Annotated in this window: 17 protein-coding genes; all 17 read right to left on the bottom strand. The window is 31.3% G+C overall.

Annotated features, from left to right (window positions below):
• Positions 1–117: 117 nt before the first annotated feature.
• The 17 genes from FAY47_RS13020 to FAY47_RS12940 all read right to left on the bottom strand — a co-directional run bounded on the left by FAY47_RS13020 (position 118) and on the right by FAY47_RS12940 (position 17,240).
• On the bottom strand, positions 118–813 hold the full coding sequence (locus FAY47_RS13020) for an ElyC/SanA/YdcF family protein (RefSeq protein WP_143317290.1): 696 nt from the start codon (positions 811–813) through the stop codon (positions 118–120).
• Between the two features lie 131 nt (positions 814–944).
• On the bottom strand, positions 945–2,744 hold the full coding sequence (gene aspS, locus FAY47_RS13015) for an aspartate--tRNA ligase (protein WP_143317338.1): 1,800 nt from the start codon (positions 2,742–2,744) through the stop codon (positions 945–947).
• A 20-nt stretch (positions 2,745–2,764) separates the two neighbouring features.
• Positions 2,765–4,195: a coproporphyrinogen III oxidase gene (locus FAY47_RS13010; protein ID WP_143317288.1), complete on the bottom strand. Its 1,431-nt coding sequence runs from the start codon at positions 4,193–4,195 to the stop codon at positions 2,765–2,767.
• A gap of 9 nt (positions 4,196–4,204) precedes the next feature.
• Positions 4,205–4,807, bottom strand: coding sequence for an MBL fold metallo-hydrolase (locus tag FAY47_RS13005; RefSeq protein ID WP_143317286.1), 603 nt, complete (start codon positions 4,805–4,807; stop codon positions 4,205–4,207).
• Positions 4,808–4,820: 13 nt separating this feature from the next.
• Positions 4,821–5,270: a D-aminoacyl-tRNA deacylase gene (dtd, locus tag FAY47_RS13000; protein WP_143317284.1), complete on the bottom strand. Its 450-nt coding sequence runs from the start codon at positions 5,268–5,270 to the stop codon at positions 4,821–4,823.
• Positions 5,271–5,284: 14 nt separating this feature from the next.
• Positions 5,285–7,474 carry a bifunctional (p)ppGpp synthetase/guanosine-3',5'-bis(diphosphate) 3'-pyrophosphohydrolase gene (locus tag FAY47_RS12995; RefSeq protein ID WP_143317282.1) on the bottom strand — a complete coding sequence of 730 codons (2,190 nt, stop codon included), beginning with the start codon at positions 7,472–7,474 and terminating at the stop codon, positions 5,285–5,287.
• Positions 7,475–7,771: 297 nt separating this feature from the next.
• Positions 7,772–8,290, bottom strand: a complete 519-nt coding sequence (locus FAY47_RS12990) for an adenine phosphoribosyltransferase (protein WP_143317280.1) — start codon at positions 8,288–8,290, stop codon at positions 7,772–7,774.
• A gap of 42 nt (positions 8,291–8,332) precedes the next feature.
• Complete coding sequence (locus tag FAY47_RS12985; RefSeq protein WP_143317278.1) at positions 8,333–9,187, bottom strand: DHH family phosphoesterase; 855 nt, start codon at positions 9,185–9,187, stop codon at positions 8,333–8,335.
• A 314-nt stretch (positions 9,188–9,501) separates the two neighbouring features.
• On the bottom strand, positions 9,502–10,368 hold the full coding sequence (gene secF, locus FAY47_RS12980; RefSeq protein WP_143317276.1) for a protein translocase subunit SecF: 867 nt from the start codon (positions 10,366–10,368) through the stop codon (positions 9,502–9,504).
• A gap of 5 nt (positions 10,369–10,373) precedes the next feature.
• Entirely contained in the window at positions 10,374–11,618 is a 1,245-nt protein-coding gene (secD, locus tag FAY47_RS12975) for a protein translocase subunit SecD (RefSeq protein WP_143317275.1), read from the bottom strand.
• Between the two features lie 80 nt (positions 11,619–11,698).
• Complete coding sequence (locus FAY47_RS12970) at positions 11,699–12,064, bottom strand: TIGR04086 family membrane protein (protein ID WP_185966829.1); 366 nt, start codon at positions 12,062–12,064, stop codon at positions 11,699–11,701.
• 50 nt (positions 12,065–12,114) lie between these two features.
• A complete protein-coding gene (yajC, locus tag FAY47_RS12965) occupies positions 12,115–12,384 on the bottom strand; it encodes a preprotein translocase subunit YajC (protein ID WP_143317271.1) in 270 nt (89 codons plus the stop codon).
• Between the two features lie 68 nt (positions 12,385–12,452).
• Positions 12,453–13,592 (bottom strand): tRNA guanosine(34) transglycosylase Tgt, encoded by a 1,140-nt coding sequence (tgt, locus tag FAY47_RS12960; protein ID WP_143317269.1) that lies wholly within the window; start codon positions 13,590–13,592, stop codon positions 12,453–12,455.
• 151 nt (positions 13,593–13,743) lie between these two features.
• Positions 13,744–14,769, bottom strand: coding sequence for a tRNA preQ1(34) S-adenosylmethionine ribosyltransferase-isomerase QueA (gene queA, locus FAY47_RS12955; RefSeq protein WP_143317267.1), 1,026 nt, complete (start codon positions 14,767–14,769; stop codon positions 13,744–13,746).
• A gap of 20 nt (positions 14,770–14,789) precedes the next feature.
• Positions 14,790–15,821, bottom strand: a complete 1,032-nt coding sequence (gene ruvB / locus FAY47_RS12950) for a Holliday junction branch migration DNA helicase RuvB (protein WP_143317265.1) — start codon at positions 15,819–15,821, stop codon at positions 14,790–14,792.
• A gap of 13 nt (positions 15,822–15,834) precedes the next feature.
• Positions 15,835–16,446: a Holliday junction branch migration protein RuvA gene (ruvA, locus tag FAY47_RS12945; protein WP_143317263.1), complete on the bottom strand. Its 612-nt coding sequence runs from the start codon at positions 16,444–16,446 to the stop codon at positions 15,835–15,837.
• A 209-nt stretch (positions 16,447–16,655) separates the two neighbouring features.
• Positions 16,656–17,240: a hypothetical protein gene (locus tag FAY47_RS12940; RefSeq protein WP_143317261.1), complete on the bottom strand. Its 585-nt coding sequence runs from the start codon at positions 17,238–17,240 to the stop codon at positions 16,656–16,658.
• Positions 17,241–17,395 lie beyond the last annotated feature (155 nt).

The raw sequence follows: 17,395 nt of genomic DNA, 5'->3' as shown, positions 1-17,395 counted from the left end.
ATTATTCTTATTTTATTATCGTATACAAAAGCACAACCTTAACACTTTTTTACCTAACAACCATAAATTACTACAAAAGAAAAATGACCCAAGTACTTGCCTTAGGTCATTTATATTTTATGAAGTTTTATCCTCTGTAACTCTGCCATCTGAAGTACTTACAGGTATTTCTTCACCTAAAAAGGTTGGTTCAGGTTTTATTAGGGCATAGAAGAAGTCCTTCAATTGAGCTAACTTTTCCCTTTGCCTATAAACCTCTATCCCCTTATAGTTTCTTATATCTGATTTAACTCCATATGCATCTATTCCTAAGCTTTTAGCTACATATAATGCTCTAGGAAGATGATATTCATTTGTTACTATAATGGCTTTTTTCACTTTAAAAATTTCCTTTGCTCTATACATACTTTCGTAAGTAGAAAATCCAGCATGATCTAAGAAAATTTTTGAATCATTTATTTTAATATTATCTTGTACAAACTTTTTCATAGTTCCTACTTCATTATAATTTTGTCTGCTGTGATCTCCTGATAAAAGTAATTTGCTATTATTACTTTCTTTATAAACTTCTATTGAAGTCTTTAACCTATCTACAAGCATATCGCATGGACTACCATCAGCTTTAACCCCTGCTCCAAGTACTATTATAGCATCTACATCCTTTGGAATATCCTCTAAAGAAACTATTCTTGCTGCTCCATCTTTTTGTACTTTTGAAACAATAAATATACCTGCAATAACAGCTACACTAGTTAAAACTAATAAAGCTATTATAACCTTCTTAAGTACCCTTATAAATTTTCTCTTTTTCATACGCCCTACCCTCATTTAGTACATTTTTCTAATATTATACTTTAAGTAACTTGTAAAAGAATTATATATTTATTAATTTAAAAAAAGTTCTGATTAATCTTATTAAGACTAAATCAGAACTTTCAATGTTTTTATTCTTCTATTTTTTCTTCTTTCTTAACATCAATCTTAATTCCAAGTTCAGAAAGTTGCTTTTCATCAACTATATTTGGAGCTTCACTTAAATAGCAATAAGCGTTTTGATTTTTAGGGAATGCTATAACATCTTTAATATTATCTGTTCCAGCTAAGAACATTATCATTCTATCAAGACCAAATGCTAATCCTCCATGTGGTGGTGGTCCAAATTTAAATGCCTCAAGTAGGAATCCAAATCTTTCCCAAGCTTCTTCCTGAGTAAAGCCTAATGCCTTAAACATTCTTTCTTGAAGTTCCATATTGTGTATTCTAATAGAACCTCCACCTAATTCTTCACCGTTTAAAACTAGGTCATAAGCCTTTGATCTAACCTTACCTGGGTCAGATTCAATCATATCTAAATCCTCATCCATTGGTGCTGTAAATGGATGGTGGCAAGCTGTATATCTTTCTTCTTCTTCGCTATATTCAAATAATGGGAATTCTGTAACCCAAGTAAACTTAAATTCACTCTTATCTTTTATTAAATCATATTTCTTAGCAAGTTCTAATCTTAATGCTCCTAGGCTTTGGAAAACTACTGAATTTTTATCTGCAACTATAAGTATTAAATCTCCAGTCTCTGCTCCCATTTTAGATATTATTCTGTTCATATCATCATCATTTAAGAACTTAGCTATAGGTGATTTTATTCCTTCTTCTTTAAGTTGAATATAAGCTAATCCCTTTGCCTTATATCCTTTTACAAATTCACCTAATCTATCTATATCTTTTCTACCCATAGAAGCTCCACCCTTTAAGCATAGCGCTCTAACTGAACCCTTAGCTTCTAAAGCAGATTTAAATACCATAAAATCAACATCTTTAACTTCTTCTGTTAAATCAGTAATTTCCATACCAAATCTTATATCTGGTTTATCTGATCCATACTTTTCCATAGCATCTTTATAAGTCATTCTAGGAATAGGAAGCTTAACTTCATGACCTAAAACTTCTTTAAATACGTGAGCTATTAACTTTTCGTTAATTCCTATTACATCTTCTTCTTCCACAAAACTCATTTCTAAATCAACTTGAGTAAATTCTGGTTGTCTATTAGCTCTTAAATCTTCATCTCTAAAACATTTTGTAATTTGATAGTATTTATCAAACCCTGACACCATTAATAATTGTTTAAATATTTGTGGTGATTGAGGAAGAGCATAGAACATCCCTGGGTAATTTCTTGAAGGCACTAGATAATCTCTTGCTCCTTCTGGTGTAGACTTAGTTAGGATTGGAGTTTCCACTTCCAAGAATCCATTAGTATCTAAAAAGTCACGTACAGCCTTAGATGCTCTATTTCTTATCATAAAGATTTTTTGCATATCTGGTCTTCTTAAATCAAGATATCTATGCTTTAATCTTACTTGTTCAGATGCATCTAATCCTTCCTTTATGTATATAGGTGGAGTATCTGATTCTGAAAGTATCTTTATGCTTTCACATTTTAACTCAACCATACCAGTTGGCATGCTTTCATTTGGAGCTTCACGTTTTACAACTTCTCCAATAACAGCTATACAGTATTCTGGCTTTACAGCTTTAGCCTTTTCAAAAGCTTCTGCATTAATTTCTTCACCAAATACTACTTGCATTATGCCTTCTCTATCTCTAAGATCTATAAAATTAAGTCCCCCTAATTTTCTATTTCTTTGAACCCATCCCATAAGAGTAATTTTACTTCCTACATGGCTTTCTCTAGGTTCTCCACAGTACATACTTCTCTTTAAGCCACCTAAAGCTTCTCCCATTTTAGTCATTCCTTTCTTATTTAAGAATATAAAGTATCAAGCAATTCTTTCTTACCTTCTACCATTTCTTCAATTCTTTTAACATATTCTCGAACATCTTTTACATTTCCAAAGCGCTCTATCTTATTATCCTTTAAGAATACAACCTTTGTAACAGCATCTGCACCTAATGCGATAATAGTTTGTTTATCTTCTATCATCTGCATATTATAAATACATTCCTTGCCTTCTTTAGCATACCCTAAATTCTCCATATTTCCAACCATATTTTTTTGTCTATACATATAATATGGCTTTAAATCTAAAGACTTTGCTAAATTCTTACTTTCATCATACATTTTTAACACTTCATCTTGGGTTTTAAGACCTAAGCCTTTCTTTAAGATAAAGTTCTCATACATTATAGAACCTCTCTTTAAAGATAATCCATGAACTGTTAAGCTATCAGGTGAAAGTTTTTTAATCTCTTCAGCAGTATGCTTAGCTTCCTCTAAACCTTCACCTGGAAGCCCTATTATCATATCCATATTAATGTCTTCAAAGCCTAAAGATTTTGCCATGTTAAACTTTTCTATTACATCATCTGAGGTATGATTTCTTCCAATTAAGGCTAGAGTCTTATCATTCATAGTTTGAGGGTTTATACTAATTCTAGAAACATTATATTTTTTCATAGTTTCTAGCTTTTTTAGAGTTATAGAATCTGGTCTGCCACATTCTACAGTAAATTCCTTTAAATCTCTTTTGTCTACAAAGGAATTATATATCTTATTCATAATATTTTCAAATTCTTCTTCATCTATTGAAGTTGGTGTTCCTCCACCAAAGTAGACAGTCTCCACTTTTAAAGCCTTTTCATTAATATACTTACGTATTTCTTCTATCTCAAAACTTAAGGCATCTAAATATGGGGAAACTAATTTTTTATTTCCACCTATAGGGTTAGATGCAAAGGAACAGTAAAGACATCTAGTTGGACAAAATGCCATTCCTATGTAAATTGATATAGTTTTCTCATCCTTATTTACAAATCTATCTTCGAACTTTGCTACATCTATGCAAAGCTTTGCTTTTTCTCCTTGAGTAAAATGTTCTTTATAGAAAATTTTCTTAACTTCTTCTTCTGTTTTCCCTTCTCTTAAAAGCTTTAAAGCTATTTTTGAAGGTCTTATGCCAACTAAAGTTCCCCAAGGGTAAGTTTCACCTGTAATTTCTTTCAAAACTTCAAATATAACTTTTTTAATAGTTTCCTTTATATGTTCATCTTCACTAAATACAGCTTCATTATGATAATTCATATAATCAAAGGTAACCTTACTAGAATCTATATTTACATGATAATCTCCCTCTAGCTCTGAAAATTTTATTTCATCTAAAGGGAAATATATATTAAGCATTTGATATACATCATATCTATATTTAAAGTCATTTAACTTTATATTTCTTTCCATCTTCTCTCCTTAATCTAAAAAAGGATTTCTCATCTTTTCGTAACCTATTGTAGAACTTCCTCCATGTCCAGGATAAACTTCCACTCCATCATCTAATATTAGTAATTTAGTTTTAATTCCTGATATTAAATCTTCGAAATTTCCACCTGGGAAGTCTGTTCTACCAACAGCGCCTTGAAATAGAGTATCTCCTGTAAATAGTTTATCCTCAATTAAGAAACAAACTCCTCCTGGGGTATGTCCTGGTGTAGTAATAACCTTAGCTGATGTTTTTCCAAAAGATATTGTATCTCCTTCACTAAGATGACCATCTGCTTTTCTTAATGGTCCAAATACTGATGTTGTATCATTTTCTATAGCATCTTCATCTTTTTCATTTATATAAAAAGGTACTTTGTATTTGTCAGCTAAATATTCAACTGCACCTACATGATCAAAATGTCCATGCGTTAAAAGTACATATTTTACCTTAGCACCTAAATCATCTGCAACCTTTGATATTTCAGGCCCATTGCCACCTGGGTCTAAGATTACAGCTTCCATTGTTTCTTCATCTATTACTATATAGCAATTTTCCTGAATTGCTCCAATTACTAAAGTTTTAATTATCATATTAGCACCTCTTTTAAAATTCTTTTTTACTATCTAGCATGATAGTTACTGGTCCATCATTAACTATATCCACTATCATATGAGCTCCAAACTCTCCGCATTCCACCTTAAGGCCTGACTTTTTAAAAGTATCTAGTAATTTTTCATAAAGCTCACGAGCTTCATCTCCACCCATAGCATTCATGAAATTAGGTCTTCTTCCTTTTCTACAATCACCATATAGGGTGAACTGTGAAATAATAAGTAGTTCACCCTTTACATCTTGTATAGAAAGATTCATCTTATCATCTTCATCTTCAAAAACCCTAAGTCCAAGGATTTTTTCACTTATATATTTAATATCATCTTCATTATCATCCTTTGAAATTCCAATTAGCACATTAAAGCCCTTAGAAATTTCACCAATTATTTCTTCATTTACAGTAACTCTTGATGAGTTTACCCTTTGAACTATAGCCCTCAACCTCTACACATCCTTTAACTGTTCATTCTAAATACATCAGTAACACCTTGAAGTCTTCTTATCTTCTTCATAAGTTCCTTTAATTGTTCCACTGAATCTATTTTTACTTTTATGCTTATAATAGCTTCATTTCCTTTTGAAGAATTAGCATTGAAGGAATTTAAATAAAGGTTAGAATCTGTAATAACCATAGTTATATCTGACAATATTCCTTTTCTATCCTCAGCCTTTACCCTTATTTCTGCAATATAAGAAGCTCCCTTAGCTGTTCCCCAATTAACTTCTAATACTTTGTTAGGATCATAAGCTATTAATGATTGTAAATTGCTACAGTCAGTTCTATGAACAGAAACTCCTCTTCCCTTTGTTATATATCCCTGTATTTCATCCCCTGGAACTGGGTTACAGCATCTTGCAAATCTAACCATTAGATTACTTTCACCTTTAACTGTTATTCCGTAATCTTTAATGTTCTTTGCACTTCTTTCTCCCTTTGCAATCTGTTCTTCTATGTATCTATTCTCGGCCTCTGGAGAAATTTTCTCCTTCTCAGCTATGGTTTCTTCCTTTAATCTAGCTACTATATTAGATGCATTAATATTTCCAAGTCCTATACTTGAATAAAGGTCTTCCATATTATGTATGTTATATCTCTTTTGAACTCTTTCATAAGCTTCACCCTTTGCAATGGCTGCAAAAGTAACTGATTGTTTCTTAAGTTCTTTTTCCAATAGTTCTTTACCTCTATTAATATTTTCATCTTTTTTAGCCTTTTTAAACCAATTTCTAATTTTGCTCTTTGCTTGATTACTCTTAGCTATACTAAGCCAGTTCATACTTGGCCCTTTTGATGATGATGAAGTAATTATTTCAACTATCTCACCTGTTTTTAGCTGATAATCAAGAGGCACTATCTTTCCATTTACCTTTGCTCCAACACATTTATTACCTACATCAGTATGTATTCTATATGCAAAATCAATAGGTGTTGAACCACTAGATAAATTAATAACAACGCCCTTTGGGGTAAAGACAAATATCTCATCAGAGAAAAGATCTATCTTAAAACCTTCCATAAACTCTTCTGCGTCGGAAGTTTCTTTCTGCCACTCTAGCATATCTCTAAGCCAAACTAACTTTTGCTCAAAATTCTTTTCTTTATCTTCAACTGAATCATTACCTTCTTTATACTTCCAGTGAGCAGCAATACCATATTCAGCTGTTTTATGCATATCGAAAGTTCTTATCTGGATTTCAAAGGTTTTTCCTTGTGCTCCGATAACTGTAGTATGTAATGATTGATACATATTAGGTTTAGGCATAGCTATATAGTCTTTAAATCTACCTGGTATTGGTTTATAAATAGTATGTACAATTCCTAAAACTCCATAACAATCCTTAACTGAATTAACTAAAATTCTTATGGCAGTTAAATCAAAAATTTGTTCAAGGCTCTTATTTTTATTAACCATCTTTCTATATATGCTATAAAAATGTTTTGGCCTTCCATCTATATCACAATCTATTCCAGAATCCTCTAAACTCTTTTTTATTTCATCAATAATCCCTGAAATATAGCTTTCTCTTTCAACTCTCTTTTCTGCTATATCATGAACTAAGGTATAATACTCTTCTTCATGTAAATATCTAAAAGCTAAATCTTCAAGCTCCCATTTAATCTTAGACATACCTAATCTATGAGCTAAAGGCGCATAAATATCTAAAGTTTCCTTAGCCTTTAATTTTTGTTTTTCCTTTGGTACAAACTTTAATGTTCTTAAGTTGTGTAATCTATCAGCAAGTTTAATAATAATTACTCTTATATCCTTTGCCATTGCTAAAAGCATTTTTCGCACATTATCAGCTTGTTGTTCTTCTTTAGTCTTATATTCAAATTTTCCAAGCTTAGTTACTCCATCTACCAAAGTAGCTATTTCTTCATTGAATATTTCAGACATCTCTTTAAAGCTGCAAGGAGTATCTTCCAAAACATCATGCAAAAGCCCTGCTGCTATAGTACTAGTATCCATACCAAGCTCTGCTAGAATTTCAGCAACATCTATTGGATGTACTATATAAGGTTCACCTGATTCTCGCCTTTGTTCCTTATGGGCATCCTCGGCAAAATTATAAGCTTTCTTTATTATTTCAATATCAACATTAACACAATTATCTTCTATTTTTTTTAGCAAGGTTTCTATCATAAGGATAATCTCTCCTAAACATATATTTCTAAAATCAAAGGCTGGTTGTTAAACCAGCCACCTTAAAGAATATTATATATTATTATTTTTCTATTTTCAACAATGTTTCTTTTAATTTACATCTATTAGTTTCTACAGAAATATATTCAATCTACAAATTTAGAATTTAAAATTTTGAATTAAAGATTGAAATTCCGCAGACTTTCTAAATATTTCTAGATAAAAAAAGAAACCCATAATGAACTGTCCTGTCAAATAAACAGGCAATTCAAGAAGAGTTTCTTTTACACTTTTATATTAAACTTCGTAATCAACTAGAGAAAGAATATCATATCCTTCTAACTTGTCTCTTCCCTTTAACTCTGTTAATTCTATAGCAAAGTCAAGTGATACTACTTCTCCTCCAACACTTTCTACTAATCTAGCAACTGCTTCTATAGTACCGCCTGTTGCTAATAAATCATCTACTATAGCAACTTTTTGTCCTTTTTTAATTGCATCTTTATGAATTTCTAAAGTATCTGTACCATATTCTAATCCGTAATCTACTGATACAGTTTCACCTGGAAGCTTACCCTTTTTTCTAACTGGTACAAATCCAACTCCTAATGCATATGCAACCGGTACTCCAAAAATAAAGCCTCTTGCTTCTGGTCCAACTATTAAATCTACATTTTTATCCTTTAAATGATTCACTATTTCATCTATTGAAGCCTTAAATGCTTCTCCATCACCTATTAATGTAGTTATGTCCTTAAAACTTATTCCTTCCTTTGGAAAGTCTTCAATCACTCTAATCTTATCTTTTAAATTCATATTTACTCCTCCAAAATAAATATTATATTATAATTGTACCACTTAAACAGGTACTTTTAACTTATTTAAGTATTTTACTATCTGTTTAGCTCTATACTCATCCCCAGTAGTTAATAATTCAAGAACTATTCTTGCATTATTAACAACCCCTACTGTATTCATAGTTGGAGTGATAAGTTCTATAATATTAACAATATCATCATCATTTAGCTCATTTATCTGATCCAAATTAATTATTGCCCTTAATCCATGATTATTTGTATTAACTAAAAACTTCTTACCTTCTTTAAATATTACTCCATTTTCTCCCCTTAAACTAACTTTAGCACATTGTCCACCTATAAGTATTAAATCTAAATATTTGTTAATATTTTTCATATTGTAATAGATTGCAATCGCCTGCATTAATTTAAAAGTTAGCGCACTTAAAGACAGGTTTTTATACCTGTATCCGCATCCCTTTTGTCTAGGGTTAATATAGACATAATTTCTTTCTCTAACTGTTTTTTTATTCTCTACTACAATTAGATCTATGTTTAAATCGCGGCAAAGCTTTTCTTCTTTTTGCGATCTCAAATCTACTCCTAAAGTTATCAATAGGTCAGCTCCTAAAAAATCCACACCTTCTCGTATATCATTACAATCAACTGACTTACGCATTTCCCCTCCTTCATGAATAAGATATTCAACATCTGCATTTAAATACCTTAAAATCAAACTTAGTGATGCTACAGCACATATAGCATCTACTGAGGAAGTTCCATAAACGACTATTTTTTTTCTATTATTTATTGCGTAGACTAGCTTCTCAACAGCTTCATTCATATGTCTAAGTAAAAAGGGATTATATCCAGTTATGTAGTTAGGACAATAAATACTCTCCCAAAATTTACGCATTACTTACTCCTCCATAAATAAGAAAACATCTTTATTATAGTGTATATTGTCTATAATAGCAAACGATTTTCATGGGTTTTGAAAACAAATTTCACAATATACTATTTATTGTGTTTTTCCCTCACACTCTGTCTATATATAGTATTCCTATTTTTTCATTTTTTACTACTATTTTATACTATTCCTTATTATATAGTTTTTTTAGATATTTTTATTATTTAAATGAGATAAATAACTTAACAAAGAGAAAGAAAGTTTATATTCTTTTTAAACAAAAAAAGAGCAGATATTATATCTACTCTTTTAAATCTTGTTTATTCTGCTACAACTTTACGTTTCATCTTTTTCTTTAAGATTACCCAAACTGGTGATGCTATAAAGATTGATGAATATGCTCCAGTTGCTATACCTACAACTAATGGGAAAGCAAAATCCCTAACTGAAGGTACTAATATATTTATAGCTATAATAGTAAGTAATGTAGCTAAAGTTGTATTTATTGATCTTTCAATAGTTTGTGTCAAACTTACATCGGCTATTTCAACTACATCTTTTCTTCTATTTCCTCTAGAAATTTCTCTAATTCTATCAAATATAACTATGGTATCATTCATAGAGTAACCAACAATAGTTAGCATTGCTGCAATAAATGGTGTATTTATTTGAATATCAAAAATTGCATAAACACTTAATGTTACTAAAACGTCATGAGCCAAAGCTATTACTGATGCTATACCAAATTTAAATTCAAATCTTATAGCTATGTATATAAGCATAGCTACTAAAGCGATACTTAATGATATAAATGAGTTTTTCTTAAGGTCGTTACCAACAGAAGCTCCAATTTCATTTTGTGATACTAGTGGATTATCATCAAGTTCGTACTTTTCTTTAAGTTCATTAACAAGATCACTAACATGTTGACTATCTAGATTACTAGATTTAACTTTATACTTGTTTCCATCTACAACATTAGATACTAAATCCTCTGTATATTTTTTAGCTATATCATCTGCTTCTTGTTTATTAAAATCATCCTTCATTTGGATTAATATTTCAGTACCACCTTTAAAGTCTATACCAAAATTCAATCCTCTGAAAACCATAAATCCTATACCAATTAATATTACAGTAAGTGATAAAGCGAACCATATCTTTGTTTTTTCTATTATCTTAAGCATAAACTCTACCCCCTCTTCACTCTAAAATGAGATAGTTTGCTTAATAAGCCTGCATCTACTGCTCTATTCATCATAAATCTAGTTATAACTAAAGCTGTAAATAAACTTACTAAAACACCTATCATCAAGGTTACAGCAAATCCTTTTACCGAACCAGTTCCAAAGAAATAAAGTACTAATGATGCGATTATTGTTGTAACATTTGAGTCTACAATTGAAGATAAAGCTTCATCAAAACCTTTCTTTACTGCAGCTTTAGGTGAGATTCCCTTCTTCAGTTCTTCTCTTATTCTTTCGAACATAAGTACATTGGCATCAACTGCCACACCAATAGTAAGTAAGAAAGCTGCAATTCCTGGCAATGTTAATGCTGCTCCAACTTCACCAAAAATAAGTAAAGTCATTGCAATGTAGAATGTCATTGTTATAGCTGATATAACTCCAAGTCTTCTATAGAATGCTATCATAAATAAATATACTAAACCTATACCTATTATTCCAGCCTTTATAGCATTTGGAAAAGCAGTAGCTCCAAGATCTGCACCAACTGTTTCTACAGATGCTGCCTTAACTGTAACAGGAAGTGCTCCTGCATTAATAAGTCCTGCTAATTTCTTTGCTTCTTCTAATGATGATTGACCTGTTATTGAAGCTTTTCCTTGAGTAATTACTGAATCAACTCTTGGATTACTTAATTGTTGTTCATCCATATTAATAGATATTTGCTTACCAATATATTTCTCAGTAGCTGCTGCGAACTTTGGTTGTCCCTCTGAAGTTAATTCAAGTGATACTTCTGGTGACCCTGTTTCCGGATTAGAAGTAACTGATGCCTTTTCAACATCTTGCCCTGTTAAAAGAACTTCTCCTTCTGGTGACTTAAATGTTAATTGACCAGTTTTACTTAAATCATCAACAATTCCAGCTGAATCATATTTTCCAGGGATCTCTACTCTTATTCTTCTATCGCCTTCAGTAGAAACTACTGTTTCAGATACCCCTATCTTGTTAACTCTAAGTTCTAATTGTTGCTTTGTTTTTTCTAGATCTGACTTAGATACATTTTCATCTTGAATTTCCATAGTAACAGAAACTCCACCTTGTAGATCTAAACCTTTTGTAATTGTGTCATTAAATGACTTAACTTTCCAACCGCCTATTTCTAATCCATTAAATCCTATAAAGGCAAAGGCTATAATGGCAATTGTGCATAGTATAAATAATACTGAACTCTTCCCTTTTGTCTTCATCTTTCTCCTCCTCAGTACTAGAGTCTTTATTTTCGCAATGTATTAATTATAGCATATGGTACTTTTAGAATAAAGGTGTTTTACATATTTACACCTAATATCCCCGCAATTGTTCCAGTTATAGCATAAACTAGTAATCTGTATTGCTCTCCTGTTCCCATATCCCAGTTACCTTTAAATATTGATGAAAATATAAACATCAATATAAAAAATATAATTCCAACTATTCCCCCAGATAACCATCCCTTTCTTTCGTTAACCTTCGCTGTAATAACCCCTCCTATTACTAAAGATGTTAACGTTATAACATTATAGATTATATTATATATATTTTTGGCAAAATCTACTTTAATCATAACAAGAGATAGCAAAAAAATCAATATAATACATAATACGGAAGACAAAAAAGAACCTTTTATGATATTTTTTATAAACCTAGTATTCAAAGAAAACACCCCCTAATACTTAATCTTATGTAGTATTAAGAGGTACTATTCTAATCTTCTTTATAAATTTTATTTGCAATTGCATTTCTTGAAAACTTAAGTCTAACCCTATCTGGCCCTGATTCTAAAACCATATTATCATTATCAAGAGAAATAATTTTACCTATTATTCCGCCTCTTGTCATAATTTCATCATTAACCTTTAGTCCTTCAAGCATACTATCATATTGTTTTTTTCTCTTCTTCTCTGGTACTAAGAAAACTAAATAAAACACCGCTATTATTATTAAGTAAGGTGCAAATGTAAGTATTTGTTCCATATATTGAACTTCCTTCCTATATTGTTATTTATTTTGTAGTGTACCTTTAATCCTTAGCATTGTCAATACTAAGCTTTTCCGTTCCACTCTTTAAGCTTTTGCTCTTTAAATTCTTTGAAATAGTCACCATCTATAGCTGCTCTTATATCTTCCATAAGTTTATTATAGAAATATAAGTTATGAAGCACGCATAATCTCATAGCAAGCATTTCTTTTGCTTTAAATAAGTGTCTTATATATCCTCTAGTATAACTCTTACATGTTGGACACTGACACCCTTCATCTATAGGTCTCTTATCAAGCTCAAATTTTGAGTTCATTAAGTTTATCTTTCCATCTTTAGTAAATACCTGACCATGTCTGCCGTTTCTAGCTGGAAGTACGCAATCAAAGAAGTCTACACCTCTATCAACCGCTTCAAGTATATTAGTTGGAGTACCAACCCCCATTAAATATATAGGTTTATCCTCAGGAAGATGTGGCACAACAGAATCTATAATTCTATACATATCTTCGTGGCTTTCTCCAACTGCAAGACCACCAATAGCATACCCATCAAGATCCATCTTAGTTATAGTCTTAGCATGCTCTATTCTTATATCATCATAAGTTCCACCTTGATTAATACCAAATAACATCTGTTCGTTATTTATAGTATCTGGTAGAGAATTTAATCTGTCCATTTCTGTTTTACATCTTTCAAGCCATCTTGTAGTTCTAGCTACTGAGTCTAATACATATTCTCTTGTTGATGGGTTTGGAATACATTCATCAAAGGCCATAGCTATTGTAGATGCTAAATTACTTTGAATTTGCATTGACTCTTCTGGTCCCATAAATATTCTCTTTCCATCTATATGTGAATTAAAGTAAACTCCCTCTTCCTTTATTTTTCTAATTCCAGCAAGGGAAAACACTTGGAATCCACCTGAATCTGTAAGAATTGGTCTATCCCAATTCATAAATTCATGAAGCCCTCCCATGTTAGCTACAACCTTATCTGATGGTCTTAAATGAAGGTGATATGTATTAGATAATTCCACTTGACATCCTATTTCTTTTAAATCCATTGAAGAAACTGCACCTTTTATAGCTGCTAGCGTTCCAACATTCATAAATACTGGTGTCTCTATCGTTCCATGAGGTGTTACAAATCTACCTCTTCTTGCCTTACCGTCTTTCTTTAATAATGTATATCTTTTAGACAATTATTTCACTCCTTAATATATCTCATGTAGTTACTTTATCCGATAGCTAGCATCTGTAATACTCCCTTTCTTCAAAGGGGAGATAACAGCTGCACGCTCCTGGATAGGTTCAACTAAATTCATCTGGAGTTAAAACTCCACATAAAAAGTTTCACTTTATAAACATAGCATCTCCAAAGGAGAAGAATCTATATCTTTCTTTTACTGCTTCTTCATAGGCATTCATTACATGTTCCCTTCCTGCAAGAGTGGAAACTAACATAATAAGAGTTGATTCTGGTAAATGGAAGTTTGTTATAAGATTATCTACAACCTTAAACTTATATCCAGGATAGATAAATATATTTGTCCATCCACTTTGTTCCTTTACAAATCCATTTTCATCACCTATAGTTTCTAAGGTTCTTGTAGAAGTAGTTCCTACAGAAATAATCCTATTACCTCTTCTTTTTGTTTCATTGATGATTTCTGCTGTTTCCTTAGACAATGTATAAAATTCTGAATGCATATCATGATCTTCAATAGTTTCTACCTTTACAGGTCTAAAAGTCCCAAGTCCCACATGCAAAGTTACATATGTTATATTTATACCTTTATCTTCTATCTTCTTTAATAATTCCTTTGTAAAGTGTAAGCCAGCTGTAGGCGCCGCTGCTGAACCTTCTTCCTTTGAATAAACTGTCTGATATCTTTCCTTATCTTCTAGTCTTTCATGAATATATGGTGGAAGTGGCATTTCCCCAAGGGAATCTAATACTTCTTCAAAGATACCTTCATATTCAAATTCAATAATTCTATTACCATTTTCTAAAACTTCAATAACTTCTGCCTTAAGCTTTCCTTCTCCAAAGGTAAATCTTCTTCCAACCCTTGCACTTTTACCAGGCTTAGCTAAAGACTCCCACTTGTCTCCTTCTATTCTCTTTAATAAAAGGAATTCTATCTTTCCACCTGTATTTTCCTTTTCTCCAATAAGTCTTGCTGGCATAACTCTAGTATTATTCAATACTAAGGTATCACCCTTTTCAAGGTAATCTATAATATCATAAAACTTTTTATGTTCTATCTCTCCAGTATTCTTATCTAAAACCATTAATCTTGACTGATCTCTCTTTTCTAGAGGGTGTTGTGCTATAAGCTCCTCTGGAAGATGGAAATCAAAATCAGTTACCTTCATTATATCTTCACGTCTCCTAACTACTTAAAAAAACTTCCTTGTTCTCCATTATTTTTTTTCTTCTTCATATCTCTACCTAAATGCTTATAGGCTTTCTCTGAAGCAACCCTTCCCCTTGGAGTTCTAATTATATACCCTCCTTGAAGAAGATATGGTTCATATACATCTTCAAGAGTTCCAAGCTCTTCACCTATAAAATATGATAATGTTTCTATACCTACAGGACCTCCATTAAAGTTATCTATAATAGCTTCTAATATCTTATTATCTACTCTATCAAAGCCTTTATCATCAACTTCTAGAAGCTCCAATGCTTTTCTTGCTTCATTTAAGCTAATTAATCCTTCTGAATATACTTCGGAATAATCTCTTACCCTTTTAAGAAGCCTATTTGCTATTCTTGGAGTCCCTCTTGACCTTCTTGCAATTTCAATAGCCCCTTCTTCTGTTATGTTACATCCAAGCACTATGGCACTTCTAACAACTATTTCTTTAAGCTGCTCAACTGTGTAATATTCCATAGCACACATAACTCCAAATCTGTCTCTAAGAGGTGCTGTTAACATTCCTATTCTAGTAGTTGCACCTATTAAAGTAAAGGCTGGAAGATCTAATCTTATGGATTTTGCCGCTGCACCTTTTCCTATAACTATATCTAATGCATAATCTTCCATAGCAGGATAAAGTATTTCCTCTACACTTCTATTAAGTCTATGTATCTCATCTATAAATAAGACATCGTTATCTTTAAGGGTTGTTAAAATAGCTGCTAAATCTCCAGCTCTCTCTATGGCAGGCCCTGAAGTTACCTTTAAATCTCCACCCATCTCCTTAGCTATGATATTAGCTAAAGTTGTTTTACCAAGTCCTGGTGGTCCATATAAAAGCACATGGTCTAGTGCCTCTTCTCTTTTTTGTGCAGCCTTAATAAAGATATCTAGTCTTTCCTTTACTTTGTCCTGTCCTATATATTCACTAATCTTTTGAGGTCTTAAACTTAATTCTCCATTAGAATCCTCCTCTATTTCTCTAGAAGTAATGATTCTTTCCATAAAATATAACCTCCTATCCCATTAATATCTTTAAACAGTTCTTAATAATGTTCTCTACTGTATCTTCTTTATTTGCCTTACTTATAGCAGCCTCAGCTTCTTTTTCGCTATAGCCTAAAGCAAGCAATGCTCCTAGAACTTCACTTAAGTTTGCTCTATATTCTATATCGCTATCTAAGTCCATGTTAGTTCCGTTTTCATCCTTATTAACTGCCATATCTTCTTTCTTAAGCTTATCCTTAAGTTCTAATATGATTCTTCCAGCAGTTTTCTTTCCAATGCCAGGAGCTCTACAAATATGTTTCTCATCTTCCATAATTATGGCATACTTAAGGTTATTAACTCTACTTATAGATAATAGAGATAATGCAGCCTTTGCTCCAACCCCATTAATAGATAATAATAACTTAAACATCTCAAGTTCTTCTTTAGATTCAAAACCATAAAGACCTATAAAATCTTCTCTTACTATCTGCTCTAGATAAAGCATAATTTCTTCTCCAGACTTCGGCAAGCTAGACATTGTAGCTCCTGATGTAAAAATTTTATATCCAATGTTATTATTCTCTAAAATTATATAGTCTTTATTTATTCCTATATATTTACCTTTTATATACTCGTACATTTTTATCCTCCAGTGAAAAGTGAAAGTATGTTCTCATTAAATCCTTATTATACTTTATCATTTAACATAGAATCTTTCAACTATTTCTAAAGTACTAGTTAAATTAAGAAAAGGCTGATTTAATAGAAATTATGTTCCATTAAATCAACCTTTATTAAGATAAAGATAAAAAATTATTATATTTGTAGATAAATTATTATTAGCTCATATTACGAAATAAGCTCTGATAGTTTTTCTTCTGCCTCAGCCTTTGTATTAAACTTTAAATCTAGTCTATTTATAATATCTTGATCGCTTTTTGGCAAATCTTTAAATTTTTTTCTTTCATTATATATATCTGTAGAAGGATTTTCAATTAAAAGATTTCCGTCCTTATCACTGCCATAAATAGCAAAATATCCATCAAATTCTCTAATATAATATTTGTTAGGTTCCACAGCACTTTCTGGAGATCTTTTAAAAGAAATCTCATTATCGTAAACTGCATCTACAGTATATCCATTATTCTCTAGAGCCTTTCGTAGGGCCTCTTCTGTAACATTATCTCCAAGACCTAATTCCTTTTTCATATCTTTTAAGGTACTTTCTCTTTCTTTAACATCACCTTTAAATAAGGTTATTTTAAAATTATCATCTAAAACTTTTGTTTTATCTTTTGCTAAAGTAGTTTGATTGTTTTCTTCTGCTATTTGATTTTGATTATTTAAGTAATTATCAAACACGAAATAACTTATAACAAACAACAAGGTTAAAATAATTGCACCTAAAAGAATGAATTTCTTAATTTTACTCATTTACATCACTCCCTAATGTGATTCTTTCCACATTTGTAAATTTATATACAACCCTACCCTCTAATATTTTCAATCTAAAGCTAAAAAAAATTGACAAACCCTCCCTATTATCTTAAACTTTATACAAGTGTATATACACCTGTATAATCTGCAAG

The organism is Clostridium sp. HBUAS56017 (assembly GCF_007115085.1).
In the GTDB taxonomy this organism is placed as follows: Bacteria; Bacillota; Clostridia; order Clostridiales; family Clostridiaceae; genus Clostridium; species Clostridium cibarium.
This window is presented reverse-complemented; position numbering and strand designations above follow the sequence as displayed.